Origin of the sequence: Flavobacterium saliperosum, from assembly GCF_900100625.1 — a bacterium.
In the GTDB taxonomy this organism is placed as follows: Bacteria; Bacteroidota; Bacteroidia; order Flavobacteriales; family Flavobacteriaceae; genus Flavobacterium; species Flavobacterium saliperosum.
Genome location: NZ_FMTY01000001.1, coordinates 52,692 through 70,559, shown reverse-complemented (window position 1 = coordinate 70,559; position 17,868 = coordinate 52,692). Strand labels below are relative to the sequence as shown.

Annotated in this window: 16 protein-coding genes; 5 read left to right on the top strand and 11 right to left on the bottom strand. The window is 38.7% G+C overall.

Features of this window, described 5'->3' with window-relative positions:
* Nucleotides 1-7: 7 nt before the first annotated feature.
* From BLQ05_RS00360 to BLQ05_RS00345, 4 genes are all read right to left on the bottom strand, one after another.
* Nucleotides 8-2,155: a hypothetical protein gene (locus tag BLQ05_RS00360; RefSeq protein ID WP_023575170.1), complete on the bottom strand. Its 2,148-nt coding sequence runs from the start codon at nucleotides 2,153-2,155 to the stop codon at nucleotides 8-10.
* A gap of 5 nt (nucleotides 2,156-2,160) precedes the next feature.
* A complete protein-coding gene (locus tag BLQ05_RS00355; protein ID WP_023575169.1) occupies nucleotides 2,161-4,083 on the bottom strand; it encodes a transglutaminase domain-containing protein in 1,923 nt (640 codons plus the stop codon).
* 96 nt (nucleotides 4,084-4,179) lie between these two features.
* Nucleotides 4,180-4,722, bottom strand: coding sequence for a YceI family protein (locus BLQ05_RS00350; RefSeq protein ID WP_023575168.1), 543 nt, complete (start codon nucleotides 4,720-4,722; stop codon nucleotides 4,180-4,182).
* Nucleotides 4,723-4,731: 9 nt separating this feature from the next.
* Complete coding sequence (locus BLQ05_RS00345; RefSeq protein ID WP_023575167.1) at nucleotides 4,732-5,091, bottom strand: hypothetical protein; 360 nt, start codon at nucleotides 5,089-5,091, stop codon at nucleotides 4,732-4,734.
* 89 nt (nucleotides 5,092-5,180) lie between these two features.
* Between BLQ05_RS00345 and BLQ05_RS00340 the strand changes: the two genes are divergently transcribed.
* The 4 genes from BLQ05_RS00340 to BLQ05_RS00325 are packed head-to-tail and all read left to right on the top strand — an operon-like array spanning nucleotide 5,181 to nucleotide 7,754.
* On the top strand, nucleotides 5,181-5,576 hold the full coding sequence (locus tag BLQ05_RS00340) for an OB-fold protein (protein WP_023575166.1): 396 nt from the start codon (nucleotides 5,181-5,183) through the stop codon (nucleotides 5,574-5,576).
* A gap of 1 nt (nucleotide 5,577) precedes the next feature.
* Nucleotides 5,578-6,096, top strand: a complete 519-nt coding sequence (locus BLQ05_RS00335) for an ankyrin repeat domain-containing protein (RefSeq protein WP_023575165.1) — start codon at nucleotides 5,578-5,580, stop codon at nucleotides 6,094-6,096.
* Between the two features lie 4 nt (nucleotides 6,097-6,100).
* Complete coding sequence (locus BLQ05_RS00330; RefSeq protein ID WP_023575164.1) at nucleotides 6,101-6,871, top strand: T9SS type A sorting domain-containing protein; 771 nt, start codon at nucleotides 6,101-6,103, stop codon at nucleotides 6,869-6,871.
* 4 nt (nucleotides 6,872-6,875) lie between these two features.
* On the top strand, nucleotides 6,876-7,754 hold the full coding sequence (locus tag BLQ05_RS00325; RefSeq protein WP_023575163.1) for a DUF5777 family beta-barrel protein: 879 nt from the start codon (nucleotides 6,876-6,878) through the stop codon (nucleotides 7,752-7,754).
* A 44-nt stretch (nucleotides 7,755-7,798) separates the two neighbouring features.
* Here BLQ05_RS00325 and BLQ05_RS00320 read toward each other — a convergent pair whose 3' ends face one another.
* From BLQ05_RS00320 to BLQ05_RS00290, 7 genes are all read right to left on the bottom strand, one after another.
* On the bottom strand, nucleotides 7,799-9,811 hold the full coding sequence (locus BLQ05_RS00320) for an FG-GAP-like repeat-containing protein (protein ID WP_023575162.1): 2,013 nt from the start codon (nucleotides 9,809-9,811) through the stop codon (nucleotides 7,799-7,801).
* A 19-nt stretch (nucleotides 9,812-9,830) separates the two neighbouring features.
* Entirely contained in the window at nucleotides 9,831-10,943 is a 1,113-nt protein-coding gene (locus tag BLQ05_RS00315) for a hypothetical protein (protein ID WP_023575161.1), read from the bottom strand.
* A 96-nt stretch (nucleotides 10,944-11,039) separates the two neighbouring features.
* Nucleotides 11,040-11,582 (bottom strand): acyl-CoA thioesterase, encoded by a 543-nt coding sequence (locus tag BLQ05_RS00310; protein WP_023575160.1) that lies wholly within the window; start codon nucleotides 11,580-11,582, stop codon nucleotides 11,040-11,042.
* 5 nt (nucleotides 11,583-11,587) lie between these two features.
* Nucleotides 11,588-11,953 (bottom strand): hypothetical protein, encoded by a 366-nt coding sequence (locus tag BLQ05_RS00305; RefSeq protein ID WP_023575159.1) that lies wholly within the window; start codon nucleotides 11,951-11,953, stop codon nucleotides 11,588-11,590.
* Nucleotides 11,954-11,959: 6 nt separating this feature from the next.
* Nucleotides 11,960-13,330, bottom strand: a complete 1,371-nt coding sequence (locus tag BLQ05_RS00300; RefSeq protein ID WP_023575158.1) for a DNA recombination protein RmuC — start codon at nucleotides 13,328-13,330, stop codon at nucleotides 11,960-11,962.
* A 65-nt stretch (nucleotides 13,331-13,395) separates the two neighbouring features.
* Nucleotides 13,396-14,568: an MFS transporter gene (locus BLQ05_RS00295; RefSeq protein ID WP_035653754.1), complete on the bottom strand. Its 1,173-nt coding sequence runs from the start codon at nucleotides 14,566-14,568 to the stop codon at nucleotides 13,396-13,398.
* A 26-nt stretch (nucleotides 14,569-14,594) separates the two neighbouring features.
* Nucleotides 14,595-15,962 (bottom strand): RCC1 domain-containing protein, encoded by a 1,368-nt coding sequence (locus BLQ05_RS00290; protein WP_023575156.1) that lies wholly within the window; start codon nucleotides 15,960-15,962, stop codon nucleotides 14,595-14,597.
* Nucleotides 15,963-17,269: 1,307 nt separating this feature from the next.
* On the opposite strand from BLQ05_RS00290, the gene BLQ05_RS00285 reads away from it, so the two are divergent.
* A complete protein-coding gene (locus tag BLQ05_RS00285; protein ID WP_023575153.1) occupies nucleotides 17,270-17,830 on the top strand; it encodes a helix-turn-helix domain-containing protein in 561 nt (186 codons plus the stop codon).
* Nucleotides 17,831-17,868: the final 38 nt, after the last annotated feature.

Genomic DNA, 17,868 nt, shown 5'->3' with positions numbered 1-17,868 from the left:
GGTTTTTCTAGATTTTCTTAAGTAAAACTTTCTCCTGATTGAATTGGTAAGCCGCATCCAGGAAGTCTACCATTTTACTCCAGTTTTTATTAGGCTGGAAATAATCAGCGTAGTACTTGAAGGTTTTGATTATTAATTTGTTGCCTTCCACAACGGCAGTACTTGTAAATCCGCCTGTTTCATTTACCACATTTTTGTTCAGTTTTTCAAGTCCTGTAGCCGCATAACCTTCGGGAATTTCCAAAATGATTTCATCATCGAAAGAACGTGGGAACGAAAAATAAATATTGTTGGTTCTGTTTTTTTCTTTTTTGCTTACTTCGAATTGCGACCCGATAAGTTTGCCGATTTCAAAAATATAATTTTCTCCAGCTTTTTTGATCAGTTTATTTTTGATGGAAAAATCTTCTTTGTAAACAAACGGAGTGGCTTTTCCGAAACGTCCTGTGTTTACAATTTCCAGGGAATGATCTTCAATTTCCAAACCGTACTCTTTACCGGTTGATGTTTTGAATTCTTCTTTTCTTCTGTCTTTCAGTTTGTTGATAAGCGCGTCGAATTCCTTGGAATACTGTTCTTTTTTCTTTTTGTTTTTTACACGCTCCAGTAGTGAAACGGTACCGTATTTGGCATAATCTTCCTTAACATAATCAAAGAAATACAATTTTTCAGATTGTTCTTCGTCCTTATTGTGTCCGTTTAAGGCAGTTTCCCTGTTCAGTTGGAGTGTGTTGAATCCATCATTGATTTTTACAGTGGTCACCTGTTTTGAGGTATTGTCTTTATAAGTCGATGAAGGAAGTCTCACGTTATCGACATCGACTACTTTTTTCAGTTTGGTTACTTTTAAAGCATACGCATCCGTATTTTCCAATTGCGCCGAAAATTTGTCCAAATCGGAGAAAGGGGAGAAATAATCAATGTAAATTGGATTTTCGGTATTCACTCTTAACAGTACAGTTGCATTTTTTTGAATCAATAAGTCTTTTATTGGTCCGTTATGGCGGTTGGTGCCCACAATAATATCGTATTCGATTTTATTGTCTTTCAGGAAGGCCATAAAGAAATCGATAAAATCGATGTCCGAACGGAAGAAAATCGGATTGTTTCCATACAAGGTGAAAGGGTACATGATTTTGGCTTCGCTGGCTACGAACGCTTCCACATACATGGTGTAATAGTAGTGTCTGGTGTAATAATAAACCGCTCTTACTTTTTCTTCGGTGGAGGCAAACGTTTTGTTTTTCAAAAACTTCTCGATGTCACCCAAGTTACCCAAAGGTCGGAATTTGTTCATGTAATAATTCAGGACGTCTTCTTTCGAAACGGTCTTTTTTACGATGGTCTCCTTTTCCGGTAAGAAAGCATCGGCCATTTTTTCAAATTTTCCGGAACGTGCGAAAAACACCTGAAATTTATAACACGGTAATTCCACCAAAGGATAGAACCACGTGGGAAAATCGTTTTTGTCAATATCGGTGGCTACGATTTCATATTTTCTTTCGCCGCTTTTCTCCAAGGGAATTTCCTTAAGCTCCGGACCTCCGTTGTAGGTGTTGAAATTTACAAAGAAATCGTTCTCCGTCTGGAATGTTAATTTGTAGTTCATGATGGGATGATTGCCGCCCAATGTGCGTTCCACTTCATCAAAACCATAGTCGTAGGCCGATTGGAAGGATTCGGTGCTGTAATCGTAAATGTCTATAATATCGCCGATTTCCAGGCTTGGAATGGCAATTTTTTTGTGATTGTCAACGGTTACCGCCTCTTTATCAACATTAATTTCGATTTCTTTGCCATCGGGTTTTAAAACTTTGATTCCGATAACGGTTTTAACCGTTGTGCCGTATCTTGGATTTGATTTTTCGGCGTAGGTGAATTCGGAAAACTCGGTTACCGCTGCCTGATCCTGAAGTTTCACCCTTCTGCGGATCGCTGATCGATAGGTGACGCTTTTGCCAAACTTGTGAAAATCATAATCTTCATATTTGTAGATAACTACGGCCGACTCGTTTTTCCATTTTTCAGGAATCTCGGTTACTGATTTGTAAGTGTCGTTTTTCCCCCAGAAAAAGTCTTTTATTTCTTCCTTATCCTGTGCAAAAACAGTTGCTGAGCAAAAGAATAGTGCCAGCTTGAGCATTTTTAATGACATTTTGATTATGATTTGGTTAAAGTAACTTGTTCGTTATACAGTTTGTTCAGTTTTTCCATGAAGGCATTCCATTCGGTGAAATCGGTTGCTTTAACCAATCCTTTTTTAAACTCGAATTTCTTTTTGTACAGAATTTCATTTCCGATTTGTTCGTAAGTTATGTTAATGTTGTAATCCGGTTTTTGTATGCTGATGGATTCCGGTAATTTGCTGACTTTATACCCTGCAGGAATTTCAAGTTTAAGCAGCGCTTCGTAATTTTCTTTGTGAGGGAATTCAAAATCATTTTTACGTTCCTTGAAAAGAAGGTGTCCGAATTCTTTTTTGAAGTCCAAATCGATGTAAATATCATTGTCAAAACGGGATACTTTGTTGTCGATTTTTATGTCGTATTCCATCGATAGTTTTTTATCCCTGTTGGTTAAGTCGGAAGTCGATACGGCAGAAATAGTCAGGTTTTTATCGTCATCCGTTAAATAATTTTGGAGCGCTTCCTCTTTGTTGTTGTTTTTGATGTTGTTATAACTGTACAAGAAAGAGGCTCTGCTTTCACCTGTAAACGTATTGGTGGTTTTTCCGGTTAACGATTCGTTTTCAATGCGCAATTGAGCGTTGAATGTTTCGGTATTGGCTACAGCTTCACTTGTTGGTACTTTTTCTACAATGTAATCGTCTCCGTTTTCGATTAAAACATCTTTACCCTGAATTCGCTCGGCATATTCCCCAAGGGAATTGTATTTTTCGGTGCCGTCCAGGAAATATTTTTTTCCGTTGTGGAAAAGCGTACAAATCATGTGATTGTCTACCGAAAGCGACGGAATCGTATAATCATAAGCGATTCTTTTGGTTCCAATCCAGGTTAGACGGGCATCAAAACCGGCTTCTTTCAACATCTGTTTCGTTAAGTTGGCCATCCCTTTACAGTCGCCATACCGCTTTTGGAATACGTTTTGTGATTCATCGGGTTTAAAACCGGCAATACCGTCTTCAAAGGCAATATACCGGATGTTGTCCTGCACCCAGTAATAGATGTTCTTGATTTTTTCTTCGTCGGTTTTTGCTTTTTCGGTCAGCTCTTTTACTTTGTCTTTTAATACCGCCGGATTTTCTTTCATCATGTTCACCAGGGATTTGTACCATTTGTATAAATCGGCTGTCGAATTGAAAAGGGTGGTTTTTTTGTTGTCTTTGGTGTACGATTTGGCAATCAGCAAAACGTGCGGATAAATGTAACTAGGTCCGGGTGATAGTTTTTCGTTAGATCCGGGAGCCACATTTTCCAGTGTATAGGTGTAAACGGTGTTGTTGGATTTCGGATCGGTTTGGATGACTTTTTTGATGTCAAGTCCTGCGAAATTGAATTCTTTTATTTCCAGTTCCAACCAATTCGGAACGGTTATCTTTATTTCTTTTTTGATGACCGGATATTCGTCATTGAAATAAATGGTGGTAAAATATTTAACGTCTTTGTATTTTTTGTTGAGTTCGTAGTTGTATGAATATCCCTGAACCGGAAAATCTACGGTCATGTATTTTACACGGGCGTCATTGTAAAACAAATCGTCACTTTTGTAGAATTCGTCATTAACCATGAAATTGGCTTTTTTATCATTTCTGAATTTCATGTAAAAATCTTCGATTACGGTTTCACTGTCATAAAATTCAAATTTCTGAATGTCGGCACGATGCGTGATATTCATTAAATTTTCTTTGATGTTTTGGGTTACCGTAACTTTCTCTTCTTTGGCATTCAATCCAAAAGAAATGTTTTCACTGCTTGATAAAATGGCAACATCCGATTTGCTGTGTTTTTCACGTATTTTTTTCGCAAGTACTATGTCCTCTGTGGTAGGGTCGATGTTTTTTTGGGAGAAGGATTGCTGAATTGTTAAAGACAACAACAGAACAAGGAGCGTTTTTTTTGACATTGCATATTATTTTGGCTTGCGAATATAATTAATATTTAGCAAAAAAGCCTTTCAGTTTTCACTAAAAGGCTTTTGAAGATTAATAACTAACACTATTTATTTGAGTATGCAATCAATATTAATATTTACTTTTTTGGAAACCTTGTTGCTTACCATTTTCGGAATCTGAATATCGAAATCGTCTGAATTAACTGTAAAGTTTGAAATCAACTGGATACCGTCTGCTGTTTTTTTAATTTTTGCAGGGATGGTAATCTCCTTCGATTTTCCGTGTAACTCTAAAATTCCTTTGACGGAAAACTCCCTGTAGGTTTCCGATACTATTGAAGTGTTAAATCCATGTATCTTTCCTTTAAACGTGGCTTTCGGATATTTATTGCTTTCAATGTAATTTTCGTTAAAATGTTCTTCCATCAAGGCAATTTTGAACCGGAATCCTTTTATTAGAGCCAAAGCCGCTATTTCACCGGTGTCGGTATTCAGTACAACGGTGGCGGTTTTATTCTGCGCTTTAACCTCTTCGAATGAAGGTACCGATGCTTCAAACTTAATATCACCGGTTTTTGTGATTTTTTTGCCTTGGGAGAATCCGAAAACAGTACAGACTAAGAATATTGTAAAAAATAGTTTTGTTTTCATAATAAATTGTTATTCAGGGAAGTTGGCATCTCTCCATGCTATAATCTGGTTAATTTTTGATTGCGGTAATCTCGGTCCTCCGAAAGGCATTCCGAAACCCGGATCAAAACTGGAAATCCGATCAATTAATCCTTTGGTTAAAACCGCATCCTTCAATTCATCGTATGTTACTAACGACATTGGAGCCCCGCCTTGCGGAGGTTGCGAATGACACACAATACAGTTTTCGACGATAATTGTTCTTACCGTTCCGTTGTAGGTAACATTTTCAATTTGGGAATAACCTGTTAAATCCGATTCGGAATCATTAGAACAGCTTACCGTAATTAAAGTTACCGTGGCTAAAATAGTTATTTTTCTCGCATTCATTTTTGAATTATAGGTATTTAAAGTTATGATTAATTTTTTATATAATAAAGAATTATTTAGTTAAATTTGTAAGAAATAAATAGTTTAAAATGAAAAAAAATACGATTGTCTTAATTTTGATTTTTGTTGTGATAGCCGGCTATCTGGTTTATTCCTATGTCTATCAATCGCATCGCGACATCGCTACCGAGAAAGGCAGTTTTTCTGTTACAGCCAATAGCATTCATGATGAATTTAAAGCCGATGAACAAAAAGCCAATGCCAAATATCTTGACAGAACTATAGAGGTATACGGAAAAATATCAAGTATAGATTCAAAAGAAAGCACAATTGTTATAGATGATAAAATGTTTGCCGTGTTTAAGGACGAAATACCGGCGAATCTCAAAGTGGCTTCCGAAATTAAAATTAAAGGTCGTTTTATCGGCTATGATGACTTACTTGAAGAATTAAAAATGGATCAATGTGTAACCGAAACCGAATAAGATGAAACCTCTCATTACTTTTTTTCTGTTTGTTCTTTTCAGTCAGTTGGCTTATTCACAGCAGAATATCTTCGATTTGGCGCGTAAAGGAACGGTCGAAGAACTAAAAAGCGTATTGAAAGAAAACCCTTTGGCAATTAATTCCGTAAATAAGGAAGGATACAGTTTGTTGGTATTGGCAACGTATCGGGGAAACAATGAAGTTGCCAGATTTCTGATTGAAAACGGTGCCGATGTGAACGGAACCAGTAATTACGGATCACCTTTGATGGCTGCTGTCGTAAAAGGGAATGCCGAAATAGCAAAACTGCTTTTGGAACATCGAGCCGATACAAGTATTGCCGATTCCAGTGGCAACACGGCTTTGATTTACGCTGCAGTTTTTAAAAAATATGAAATTGCGGAAATGCTTGTTAAAGCAAAAGCCGATATTGATATAAAGGATATCAGAGGGAATTCGGCACTGGATTATGCTAAAATGACCAATGATGAAAAATTAATGCAACTTTTTAAAAAATAACGTCATGAAAAAAAATACAGTTACAATTTTAGGGTTGTTGTTTACGGTTGGCGGCTTATTTGCCCAAACTTATTCAACAGGTACTATTCCTCTTTTTGGAGGAGGGCCTACATTAGCTTATTCCGGTAAGATTGATATTACAGCATCAACGGTAACCCTAACGCTAATAGGACCGTCAACAAGTTGGATGGGAATGGGTTTTAATACGACTTCTATGGATACCAGCAGTGATGTTGTGATTTATAACGGCAGCGTGCTTTCCGATCGGCATTTTGACGGATTTGGGAATACCCCGGTTGTTGATGCGGAGCAAAATTGGAATTTGGTATCGGATAATGTTGTTAGCGGAGTGAGAACTGCCGTGATATCAAGAAATCGCGTGGCTGCTGAAGGTGGCGATTTTACCTTTTCTTTTCCGCCCAGTCCTTTCAATATCGTTTTTGCAAGAAGTGTCGGGTCGCCAAGCATCGTATATCATGGTAACGGAAATTGCGGCACCACAGTTGTGAATTTTACTTTAGGAACAGACGGTTTCGATTTGGCCGGTTTTAAAATGTACCCGAACCCAACGCGAAATTTTGTCAACATTGAATTGCCTCCGCTGGTTTCCGAAGCAAACATCGTAATTTATGATGTACTGGGTAAAAAAATTAAAGAAACAAAAGTGGCCAACCAAAATTACAACGTGGATTTGTCCGGATTTGAAAGTGGTTTTTATATGATGAACATTAAGACTGCCGATGGTGAAGTAACCAAAACACTAGTGATTAATTAATCGTATGAAGAAGTTATTTCAAACCCTATTCCTTTTTCCTCTTTGTGTTTTTTCACAGGATGATTTATTGGCTGAAATTGATACCGTTAAGGTGGATACGAAGGTAGAATCCGCGTTTAAGTCCCTGAAAATTGTTAATATCGAATCGACAAAATTAGCGGCCAAGGGCGATTTTTATTTCATAGTCGCGCATCGTTTCGATTATTTGAAAAACGGATTTGATGATTTTTTCGGATTGGATAATGCCAATACGCAACTGAAATTCCTTTACGGCGTGACGGAATGGCTTACCGTTCATGTTTCCCGCAGCGGTTTTCAGGAGACCTACGATTTGGCGGTGAAGTACAGACTGCAAACGCAACAAAAAGATGGGTTTCCGTTAACTTTGGTGGGCTTCAGCAGTGTGGCCGTGAATTCGGAAATGAAAGAACAGGATTATCCGAATATGGATTTCGGGAACCGATTGAGTTACGTTACACAACTAGTGGCTTCCCGTAAGTTTAATGATAATCTTACGTTACAACTGGCGCCGACTTTTTTCCACGAAAACACGATTCGGGATGTTTTCGATGCAAACGGTAATCCGATTTTACCGAATCCACAGGACAACAGTCAGTTTGCCATTGGAATGGGCGGACGCTATAAGATAACCAAGCGCTGGTCGGTGAATATGGATTATGCGGCCCATTTAAACCGAGCTTCCGAATCCAGATATAAAAATCCACTTTCCATAGGAGTAGACCTGGAAACGGGCGGACATGTTTTTCAGATGCATTTCACCAATTCCAGAGCCATGCACGAAACAGGTTATCTCGGACAAACCTCGGGGGATTGGAGCAAAAGTGAAATTTGTTTCGGATTCAATCTGGTTCGCGTTTTCTAGAAAAAAGACAGTAAAAAAAAGTCCCGAGCGAATCGGGACTTTTTTTAGTTTTTGATAAACTTACTCGAGTGTTTTTTACCCAAATGGTTTTCAAGAATGATTACATACGTTCCGTTTTCCAGCTCCTGAACGGAAACCGAATTGTTTGAAGCAGAGTCTTTCTTAACCAATTTTCCGGAAACATCATAAATCGTAACCGATTTGATTTTCTCGTCTGCATTTACCGTATTGAAACGAATAAAATCATTTGTCGGATTCGGATACATCGTAAAGTTACCCAAGTTGTTTTCCGCAATGCCAAGCGTACTGCCTTCAATAACAGTCAGTGCCTGATTGGTTGTTGGGTTTGCGATGATATCCACAACTCCGGATGGCCATTTGATAATTACCTGAGTAATTTGTGTTTCAGTACCAATGCCAAAATGAGTGTTCAGCGTACTCATGTTTCGGAAACCGTCGCCACTTCTTACGTCTCTGATTTGTTTTCCCCATGCGCCATAGATTTCCACACGTGCACCAATTCCGTTACTGTTACTTTGTATTCCTTTCAGATTGATTTTAATCCAGTTGTTGGCATTCGGATTGTTGTAATAGATAACATTCCCGTTTTGCACATCCAGGAAACCATCATTGTTTAAATCCCCGATAGGTCCATTGGTCGGTGTTACAGAATGAGGAGTAAAGGTCATGTTTCCGTTGTTGAGCATGATTTTATTTCCGGCTCCGAAAACATCCACGAAGCCATCGTTGTTGAAGTCATGGGCAACATGTTCAACTCCCATGGAAGCAAATGTGTCATAACCGGAACCCGCCGTTACATCGCTGAAGGTACCGTCGCCGTTATTTCTCATCAATTTGTGCATGCCATTCGCATTGGAACTGGCTCCAACAAGCGCATCCATATCGCCATCATTATCAAAATCACCCCAAGCGGATGACCAGGTCTGGATCGGATCGGCCATATTTGCAGCTATACTTACATTAGTAAAAGTCCCATTTCCGTTGTTTCGGTGCAGTTCATTAATATTTGCGGTTGTAGCGCCGCCTCGGCATTTGGCTATGAAAAGATCGGAATCACCATCGTTATCGTAATCTACCCAAATGGATCCGTAATTACCGCCTTCGGCATGATCGCCCAATCCGCCCTGAATATAGGATAAAACGCCGCTTCCGTTGTTCATGAAATAGACATTCGGATCTACGTCATGGCATACAAACGCATCCAGGTTTCCGTCTTTGTTAATGTCTGTAAAATTTGAACGCTGACAGAAAATGTATTGCGCAAAGTTTACCGAATTGTATGTGGTTCCGTTGTTTGCGGTCTGTATAAATGTTGCGCCGTTTCCGCCTCCCAGAACTAAATCGTTGTATCCGTCCTTATTGTAATCTCCGGCTGCAATGCTCCAAGAAGGCTGATTTATTACATTTGTAACAGGAATAGTTACTGTTGTGAAACCGGCCGATCCGGAGTTTTTTTGTAGAATCTGAAGTTGTGTGGCGCTTACTGAAACGATATCGTCTAAATTATCGCCATTCATGTCCACAACACAATTGTTGTAGGCTCCGGTTAAGGCAACCGACTGGGAGGAGAATGAAAGTGCCGAAGCAACAATTGGCTGCTCGATTAAATCAAAAGTAAATCCGGAAGGATTCCATCGATTGTCAAAGGCGATGTAATAAGTAGTTCCCGCCGTTACATTGAAAGAGGATATCGACAAAAAACCATTGCCAATAGAACCGCTGTCGTCATCACCTGCAAAACAACTCAGACTGGTGCAATTTCCTGTATACACATTAAACCGGGTATCTTTTCCGGAGTTAATCGCTAAATCAGTGGTTATGGTTACCGTATAATTGTTTGTCGGGGTATAGGTGTACCATTCACTCAGAGTTGCATTGGTTGTATTTGGACCACATAAGATGGTTATGGGTGTCGGGCCGTCAATCACACTAACAATGTGGCTCCCGGCAGTTATGGGAACGGCTGTGGCACAGGTGTCTTGAGCATTAATCATCCAGGAAATCATTCCCAGAAGTAAAAGAGTAATTTTTTTCATAGGCGTAATCGTTTTTTTATTAGTTGCAGGCTGGGTTTAAAGTGTTTATCCATTCTTCAATAAGCTGAACGCCTTCTTGGTGAACAATAGTTCTGCCAAGTAGCGGCATTCGGGTAGCTTCATTTACGGAGTTCATTCTGAAGTGCATCACGGAACGTTGTGAGTTTCCTTTGTTAACAATGTGCGTTAAGGAGTTGTCGATATTTTCCTGAGGTGCCACACAAACCCCTAAGTTGGTAGGATCGGCTGTTTCGCTGAAAGCAAAGCGTATTGGTCGGTAATCGCAATGACTGTTTGTGGCATGACAATGGGCACAATTGGCATCAATATACGATCGGACTCTTGTTTCCAATGGTTTGGAAGTGTCTTTCCAGTTCACAACGCTGACAATGTTAGTAGGATAGCTTTCCAGATAACCTTCTTCCACCCATTTTGCCAATTGGTTTTTTGCGCCATTGGTATAGGTGAAATTGTAATTTAAATTTTGGGGTTTTGGCCCGATTGGTATCGGCAACTCATTTGATTTATGACACATCAAACATTCCGTTTCCGATGGAATCCGGTAATTGGATGATTTTGTAACATTGTTTTCGTCCTTCCATGAAATTGGGAAGTAGCTGCCGTTCATGTCAAGGAAGGCTTCGGTTTGTTCACTGTTCCATACATAATTGGCAAAAATCCATACATCATTTTGGTTCACGTCCACACCTTTCTTTATCATCACACGGGTTTCAATGATTTGTGTGGTGTTTGAAGGTTCCACGTTTTCGTAGTAAAAGGTTTTGATTAAGGCTGTTCCTATTGGAAATTTCAGCACTTTTCCGTCGCCGTTATAGGTTGCTTTGGAACCAACAGGCATCCATACGAATCTTTTTTTATGGGCGTAATCGGTAAATAGTTGACTGGCAGGTTCGTAAGGCAGTACTTTATACGAAGGATTCTGATTTTTTAAATCACCTTGAAAGAATTTGTAATCGGAAAGTTTTGGGAATGGGACTTGAGTTAAGTCCATGATTACCGGGGAAACAGGAGTGTATTCCTCTTGTTCGTCATCAGAATTACAGGCCAAAAGTATTAAAATGGCCAGTAACGACAGTAATCCGGTTAATTTAAGCAGGTAATTTTGTTGCATATTTATTATGTAATTTGAACTGACACTTTCAAATATATAATAAATTTATCTTTTTAATGAATAATTGCGGTTTATTAATAAAATTTTTTCTAAATGTTATAATTCTAATTTCACATTGAATACTTCCAGGTTCTTCAGCGCTTCAACCGAAGAAAAATCAAAAGTGTTCTCAATAGCTTTGTATTCTTTTTTACTGTTGATTCTTCGAACCGATTCGTAAAAACGACGCACTTCTTCCAGATTGGACAGAATTAAGGTCGGTACAGCAACCGAATTTCCTTTATCGTCTTTGGCAACCATCGTAAAATAGGAGGAATTGCAATGCTTCACTTTCCCGGTTTGAATGTTTTCAGAAGTTACCCGTATGCCAACCATCATGGATGTTTTTCCAACATAATTTACACAGGCTTTTAAAGTAACCAATTCGCCCACTTCGATTGGGTTAAGGAAATCAACGGTATCCACAGAAGCGGTCACACAGTATTTTCCGGAATATTTGGAAGCTGCTGCAAAAGCAATCTGATCCATTAGCGAAAGGATGTAACCGCCATGAATTTTTCCACTGAAATTAGAATGCGATGGCAGCATCAACTCGGATAATGTGATTTTTGAGGCGCTGACTTTTTTAAATGTTTCCATACCTTTTATTTGTTAAAATGAGGTGAATTTTCCAATTGTACTTCGGTTACGAAATAGTTGGTATCACCCCACCATGGAAAGGTCTTGTAGCGTTCCACATAGGTTACCTTTACATATTTCCCCTGAAAGGTCTGTAAATCGGCAATGACTTTTTGGTCTTTGTCCAATACCGAAAAACTGAAGATCTGCGCACCGGAAATACCCTGACTGATTTCGCCTTCCCAGGTTTTCATTACAACGCCTTTCTTGCTTACTTTGATTAATTCTCCGGCGCGAACCCCTTCACTGTAAGGAACGTAGTATACGAAAGCAAAATAGCCTGCAAACATCAGTAGCAGTGCGACTAAGCCAAATAAAAGGTATTTTCTCATGGTGTTTTAATTTTCGGTGTTGTGTTCTTTTTCGAGTGCGCGGTTTAGTATGTTTTCGGGCAGTGCCTTCTTGGCTTTGGCACCCATTTTTTTCAGTTTTTCCACACTGGTAATGAGGTTTCCTTTGCCGTCCACCAGTTTGTTCATCGCATTGCCGTATTCGCTTTTGGCTTCGTCCATTTTCTTTCCGATTTTTACCAAATCTGAAACAAAACCTTCAAATTTGTCATACAAAGCTCCGGCCTGACGCGCAATTTCATAGGCATTTTCCTGTTGCTTTTGGTTGGCCCACATACTGTCAATCGTACGTAAAGTAGCCAAAAGGGTGGAAGGTGTAACAATTACGATGTTCTTCTCAAAGGCTTTGTTATACAATGAGTTGTCTTCGTTTAAAGCCAAGGCAAATGCCGGTTCCATCGGGATGAATAACAATACGAAATCCGGACTTTCAATCTGATACAAGTCGTGATAGTTTTTGCTGCTTAACTGCTCAACGTGACGACGAATGGAATTGACGTGTTCTTTTAAAAACGAGATTTTGACCTCTTCGTCATCTTCATTAATGAAACGTTCGTAGGCGGTTAGCGAAACTTTCGAATCGACTATCATTTTCTTTCCGTCGGGTAAGTTAATCACCACATCGGGTTGTACCCGGGAACCTTCTTCGGTAACGAAACTCTGCTGTACTTCATATTCGCGGCCTTTTTCCAATCCGGATTTTTCCAGAACGCGTTCCAAAATCAATTCACCCCAATTCCCCTGCATTTTACTGTCTCCTTTCAGTGCTTTGGTCAGGTTCAGGGTTTCCTTGCTCATTTGTTCGTTCATTTCACGTAAGCCCAAAATCTGTTGGCGTAAGGCGGCATGGTAGTCGATACTTTCCTTGTGGGTGTCTTCGACTTTCTTTTCAAACAAATGAATTTTGTCCTGTAAAGGTGTCAGGATGTTTTTAAGGTTCTCCTTGTTTTGCTCGGTGAACTTACTCGTTTTTTCTTCCAGGATTTTATTGGCAAGGTTTTCGAATTCTTTGGTGAATTTCTCCTGTAACTGATTGACTTCCTCTTTCTGTTCTTTATTGCGTTCCCACAGGTTTTCGAAATCGGTTTCTTTTTTGGATAACTGGATGGCCAAAGCTTCTTTTTCGGAACGGATGGTTTCTTTCTCGGTATTTACCTGAAGCAATTGCTTTTCGAAATGGATTCGCTCATTCTGAAATTGCTGTTTGAGTTGTTCCATTTGTGATAAAAGACCGTTAATGCGTTCTTCCAATCCTGATTTTTCGGACTGTGATTTGGCGGAAAAGACGATTTTTCCAATGAAAATGCCTATTCCTAAGGCAATGATGAATGCGGCTAATACTACTACGGTTTGTGACATGGATTAAGGATTAATTAGAACTGTAAAAGTAGAGAAAAATCAAAAACGATTTTCATAAGTTGCAATCAATTCGTTATCGGTTTGGGAATTCTCAGGAAATATACAATTACGATTGTGGTTACAATTGCGGTAGTGATGAAAGCTGCTGAAGAGCCAAACCGAAACCAAACCAGCCCGGTTAAAGAACTGGCAAGCATCATACAAATACTTTGCAGTCCGGAAAAGGTTCCGATGGCAGTTGCCGTATCTTTTTTATCACTGATGTTTGAAATCCAGGCTTTTGAAATTCCTTCGGTGGCGGCAGAATAGATTCCGTACAAAGCAAAAAGACCGAAGAAAAGATAGCGGTTGGTATTTAAAGCCATTCCGAAATACACCGTGGCAAATATAATCAGTCCGAGAATAAAAATAGTTTTCAGTCCGATTTTATCAGCAAGGATGCCTATTGGAAACGCAAATAGCGCATAAATAAGGTTGTAAAAAATATATACGCCGATAATCAGGGTATCGTCAAGACCCACTTCCTTGGCTTTCAGTAGCAGGAACACATCGGAACTGTTAAACAGGGTAAAAAGAAGCAATCCGAAAACCAATTTGCGATAGGCAGGCGGACTGACTTTCCAATATTTCAAAAAGGAAAAAAAAGGAGTTGCCGATTTTTGTTTAGCAATTGCCGTGGTTTTGTCTTTCAGTAGTAACGATGCTAAAACGGCACACAATCCGGGCAGAAAAGCAACAAAAAAGAGTGTTTTATAGTCTTCCGGATAATAAAACAAATAAAGTAATGCCAGTGCGGGGCCCAAAACGGCGCCGAAAGTGTCCATGGATCGATGAAACCCAAAAATTTTACCCTTGGTTTGCGGAGTTGCTTCGTCTGAAAGTATGGCATCTCTGGCTCCCGTTCGGATTCCTTTGCCGAAGCGATCAAGAGTACGCGCTAAAAAGATCCAAACCGGAAAGGTGAAAACAGCCATCATGGGTCGGGATAATGTGCTTAATGCATACCCTATCTGAACAAACGGAACCCTTTTTCCTGAAATGTCGGAGCGCTTGCCGAAATACCCTTTACTTAGCCCGGCTGTAGCTTCTGCAACCCCTTCCAGAATACCGATCAGTACAATGGAAAACCCAATCGATTTGAGGTAGATTGGCATGACCGGATACAACATTTCGCTCGCAGTATCCGTAAACAGACTAACCAGGGATAAGATCCAGATTGTTCGGGTGATGTACTTCAAACCTTAGGTGTTTCGCCGCTTTTCGTTTAGCGTTTTATGAATTTTAACGTATGATTTTGTTTGTCGGCATTGATGTGTACCAGATACATCCCGTTTTGCAAATCCTTAACATCGATTTGTGATACATTACCGGTTAACTCTTTGATTTTTTTTCCGACGATATCATACAAAAGAACGGTTTCTATATTCTTGTTTTCGGTATTTTGGATTGAAATCATGTCCGTTGCAGGGTTAGGATAAAGGATGAATGAACTGATCTGACTGAAATTTATGTTGTTTAAATTGCTACAGATCACACTAGTTGGGTAATTTCGATTTGAATTGGAGCCAATGCCCAATCTGCCATCGGAATTTAATCCCCAGGCAAACAGTTCGGAACCGGTGTTTACACCAATGGTATGTTGAAAGGATAAGGCAATGTCAGACCAGTTATTTGATGTTCCGACTAACGTTGGGTAAATTTTATGACTGTTGGAACCAATACCCAATTGTCCAAAAGTATTGTATCCCCAAGCCCATAAAGTGCCGTTGGTTTTTATAGCCAAAGTATGATAACCTCCAGCGTTAACGTTTTGCCAATCAGTATCGGTACCGATTTGGGTAGGTATCCATTTGTCTGTTAATGTGTTATCTCCTAATTGTCCGTAAGCATTCCAGCCCCAGCTCCATAAGGTGCCGTTTTGTTTGATGGCAACCGTGTGTAAATAGCCTTCATTTATTTTTGCCCAATTCGTATCGGTGCCTATTTGAGTGGGAGTGAGTCGGTATGCCGTGTTTCCGTTTCCTAATTTTCCATTGGCATTATCGCCCCAAGCCCAAAGTGTTCCGTTTGTTTTTATGGCAAACGAATTGTTTTCTCCTGCACTGATCCATTGCCAATCGGTATCGAAACCGATTTGTATCGGTGAACTTTGATTAATCGTGCTGCCGTTACCTAAAGCACCATAGGAATTACTACCCCAGGCCCATAAGGTACCATCTGATTTTAGTGCCAAGGTATGATTGGCGCCACTGGCAATGGAGCTCCAATTGGTTTCCGGGTTGGACTGCATTGGAAAATGGTTGTCAATATTGGTTCCGTTGCCCAACTGTCCCGAGCTGTTAGAGCCCCATGACCAAATGGTATTGTCATATTTTAACGCTACCATATGATTGTAACCCGAAGATACTTTTTTCCAATTGGTGTCCGAAGAAATCAATACGGGTACATTTCGGCTTACTGTTGTTCCGTCACCCAATTGTCCCTGACCATTAAAGCCCCAGGTCCATAAGGTGCCGTCTTCTTTAATGGCAGCGGATTGACCATTTTTTGCTGATATCGATTCCCAACACTGGGCTGTTGCAAATGTATTCGAGCAGAGGAATACAGAAGCGAGAAGTAACGTTTTTTTCATTTACAGCATTTATTGGTTTAAAATTTTTGTAAAAGTGTTGCGAACAGTATTTTTGGGGCATACTTCCTTAATCGTTTACAATTTAATAATTTTATTTTAATTTAATTAAAAAAGTAATTATTTTTCACTAAATAATATTTTAACATGAATTATTGTTTGTTAAAGAGCAATTGTGTTATATTTTCATCATAAGACAAGATGCGGATTATCTGTCAAGTTTTCAAGCTAAGGACTTAATAGTATTTAAGTGTTAAAATATTGATATTCAGTATTAATTGTCGAAATAAGTCGTATCTTTATTGAACGGTTTTTGATTTGTTATTTGAATTTATTCTTCCGTGAAAAGAGAATCTATTCGAAAGTCGTTTCCACTATTATAGTGAAAGGATAATAGTAAATCAGAATACTGTAAGAGAGGCCTGTTAAAAGGCCTCTTTTTTTGTTTAAAATTGATAATGAGTATTTTATGTTTTTAAAATTGCATGAATGGGACTATAGTTTTAATTGGTTATTGAACAAATCCGGACACAAGAACAAAAGAATGTTCAGTCGTTCGCTCGGCCTGTCTATAGAAGGATTCAAGTAATGGATCAAAACATGATAAAAAGGAGTCAGAGGGTTTTTAGTGTTTTATAATGTTAAATTATTGATTAATAGTATGTTGTATTAAAATAAGTTGTACATTTACTGAACGGTTTTTGATTTGTTATTTGAATTTATTCTTCCGTGAAAAGAGAGTTTATTTGAATGTCGGTTTACTTTCATAGTAAAAAGACAATAGTAAATCAGAATACTGTAAGAGAGGCCCGTTAAAAGGCCTCTTTTTTTGTGATAAAGTTTTGGTAGTTAGTGTTTTGTGATTTTAAAATACGTAAATTTGAATGTGGTTTTGATTGGTTATTGAACAGATCCAAGTCCAACGACAAAAGAATGTTCAGTCGTAAGTTCTGCCTAAATAGAGGTATGAATTCAACGTAATGAATCAAAACATACATAGGGAGGTCTAACGGGCCTCCTTTTTTTTAAAAGTTAAAATTTTGGATATCAATGCTTTGTATCAAAATAAGTTGTACATTTACTAAACGGATTTTGATTTGTTATTTGAATTTATTCTTCCGTGAAAAGAGAATGTATTTGAATGTCGATGTGCTTGAATAGTAATAGACAATAGTAAATCAGAATACTGTAAGAGAGGCCCGTTAAAAGGCCTCTTTTTTTGTTCAATTTTTTTCTGATAGTTCGATTACAATTCCTTCCCTTGATATGGTATCAATAAAAATCGTAATTTTAACCTAATACGAATTACGATGAAATTATACATTAAAAATATGGTTTGCCATCGCTGTGTTTTGGCTGTGGAAACTATCCTGAATACGCTGAATCTGAGCTATAAAACGATTACTTTGGGAGAAATCGAGTTTCAAAACCCATTGCAGGATGCAGACAGGGTAAAACTTTCGGAACAACTGCAGCTAATCGGATTTGAACTTATCGATGATAAAAAACATCAGTTGATAGAACGGATTAAAAATCATATCGTGCAGTTTATCCATCACGATAAAGAACTCCTAAAAACGAATTTGTCTGATTTTTTAGCCTCCGAATTGGGTTACGAATACAATTATCTGAGTAATTTATTTTCGGAAGTCGAAGGAACCACCATCGAAAAGTATGTGATTTTGCAAAAAATCGAAAAAGTAAAAGAACTGATTGTATATGATGAACTGTCATTAAAAGAAATCGCCAATCAATTGGGGTACAGTAGTGTGGCCTATCTGAGCAATCAGTTTAAAAAAGTAACCGGACTGACCCCTTCGCATTTCAAATCCATAGGGCAGCAAAAACGGGTACCGCTGGATCATCTGTAAAAGTTACAACTCGTAATGAGAATCCTGTAATATTTTCT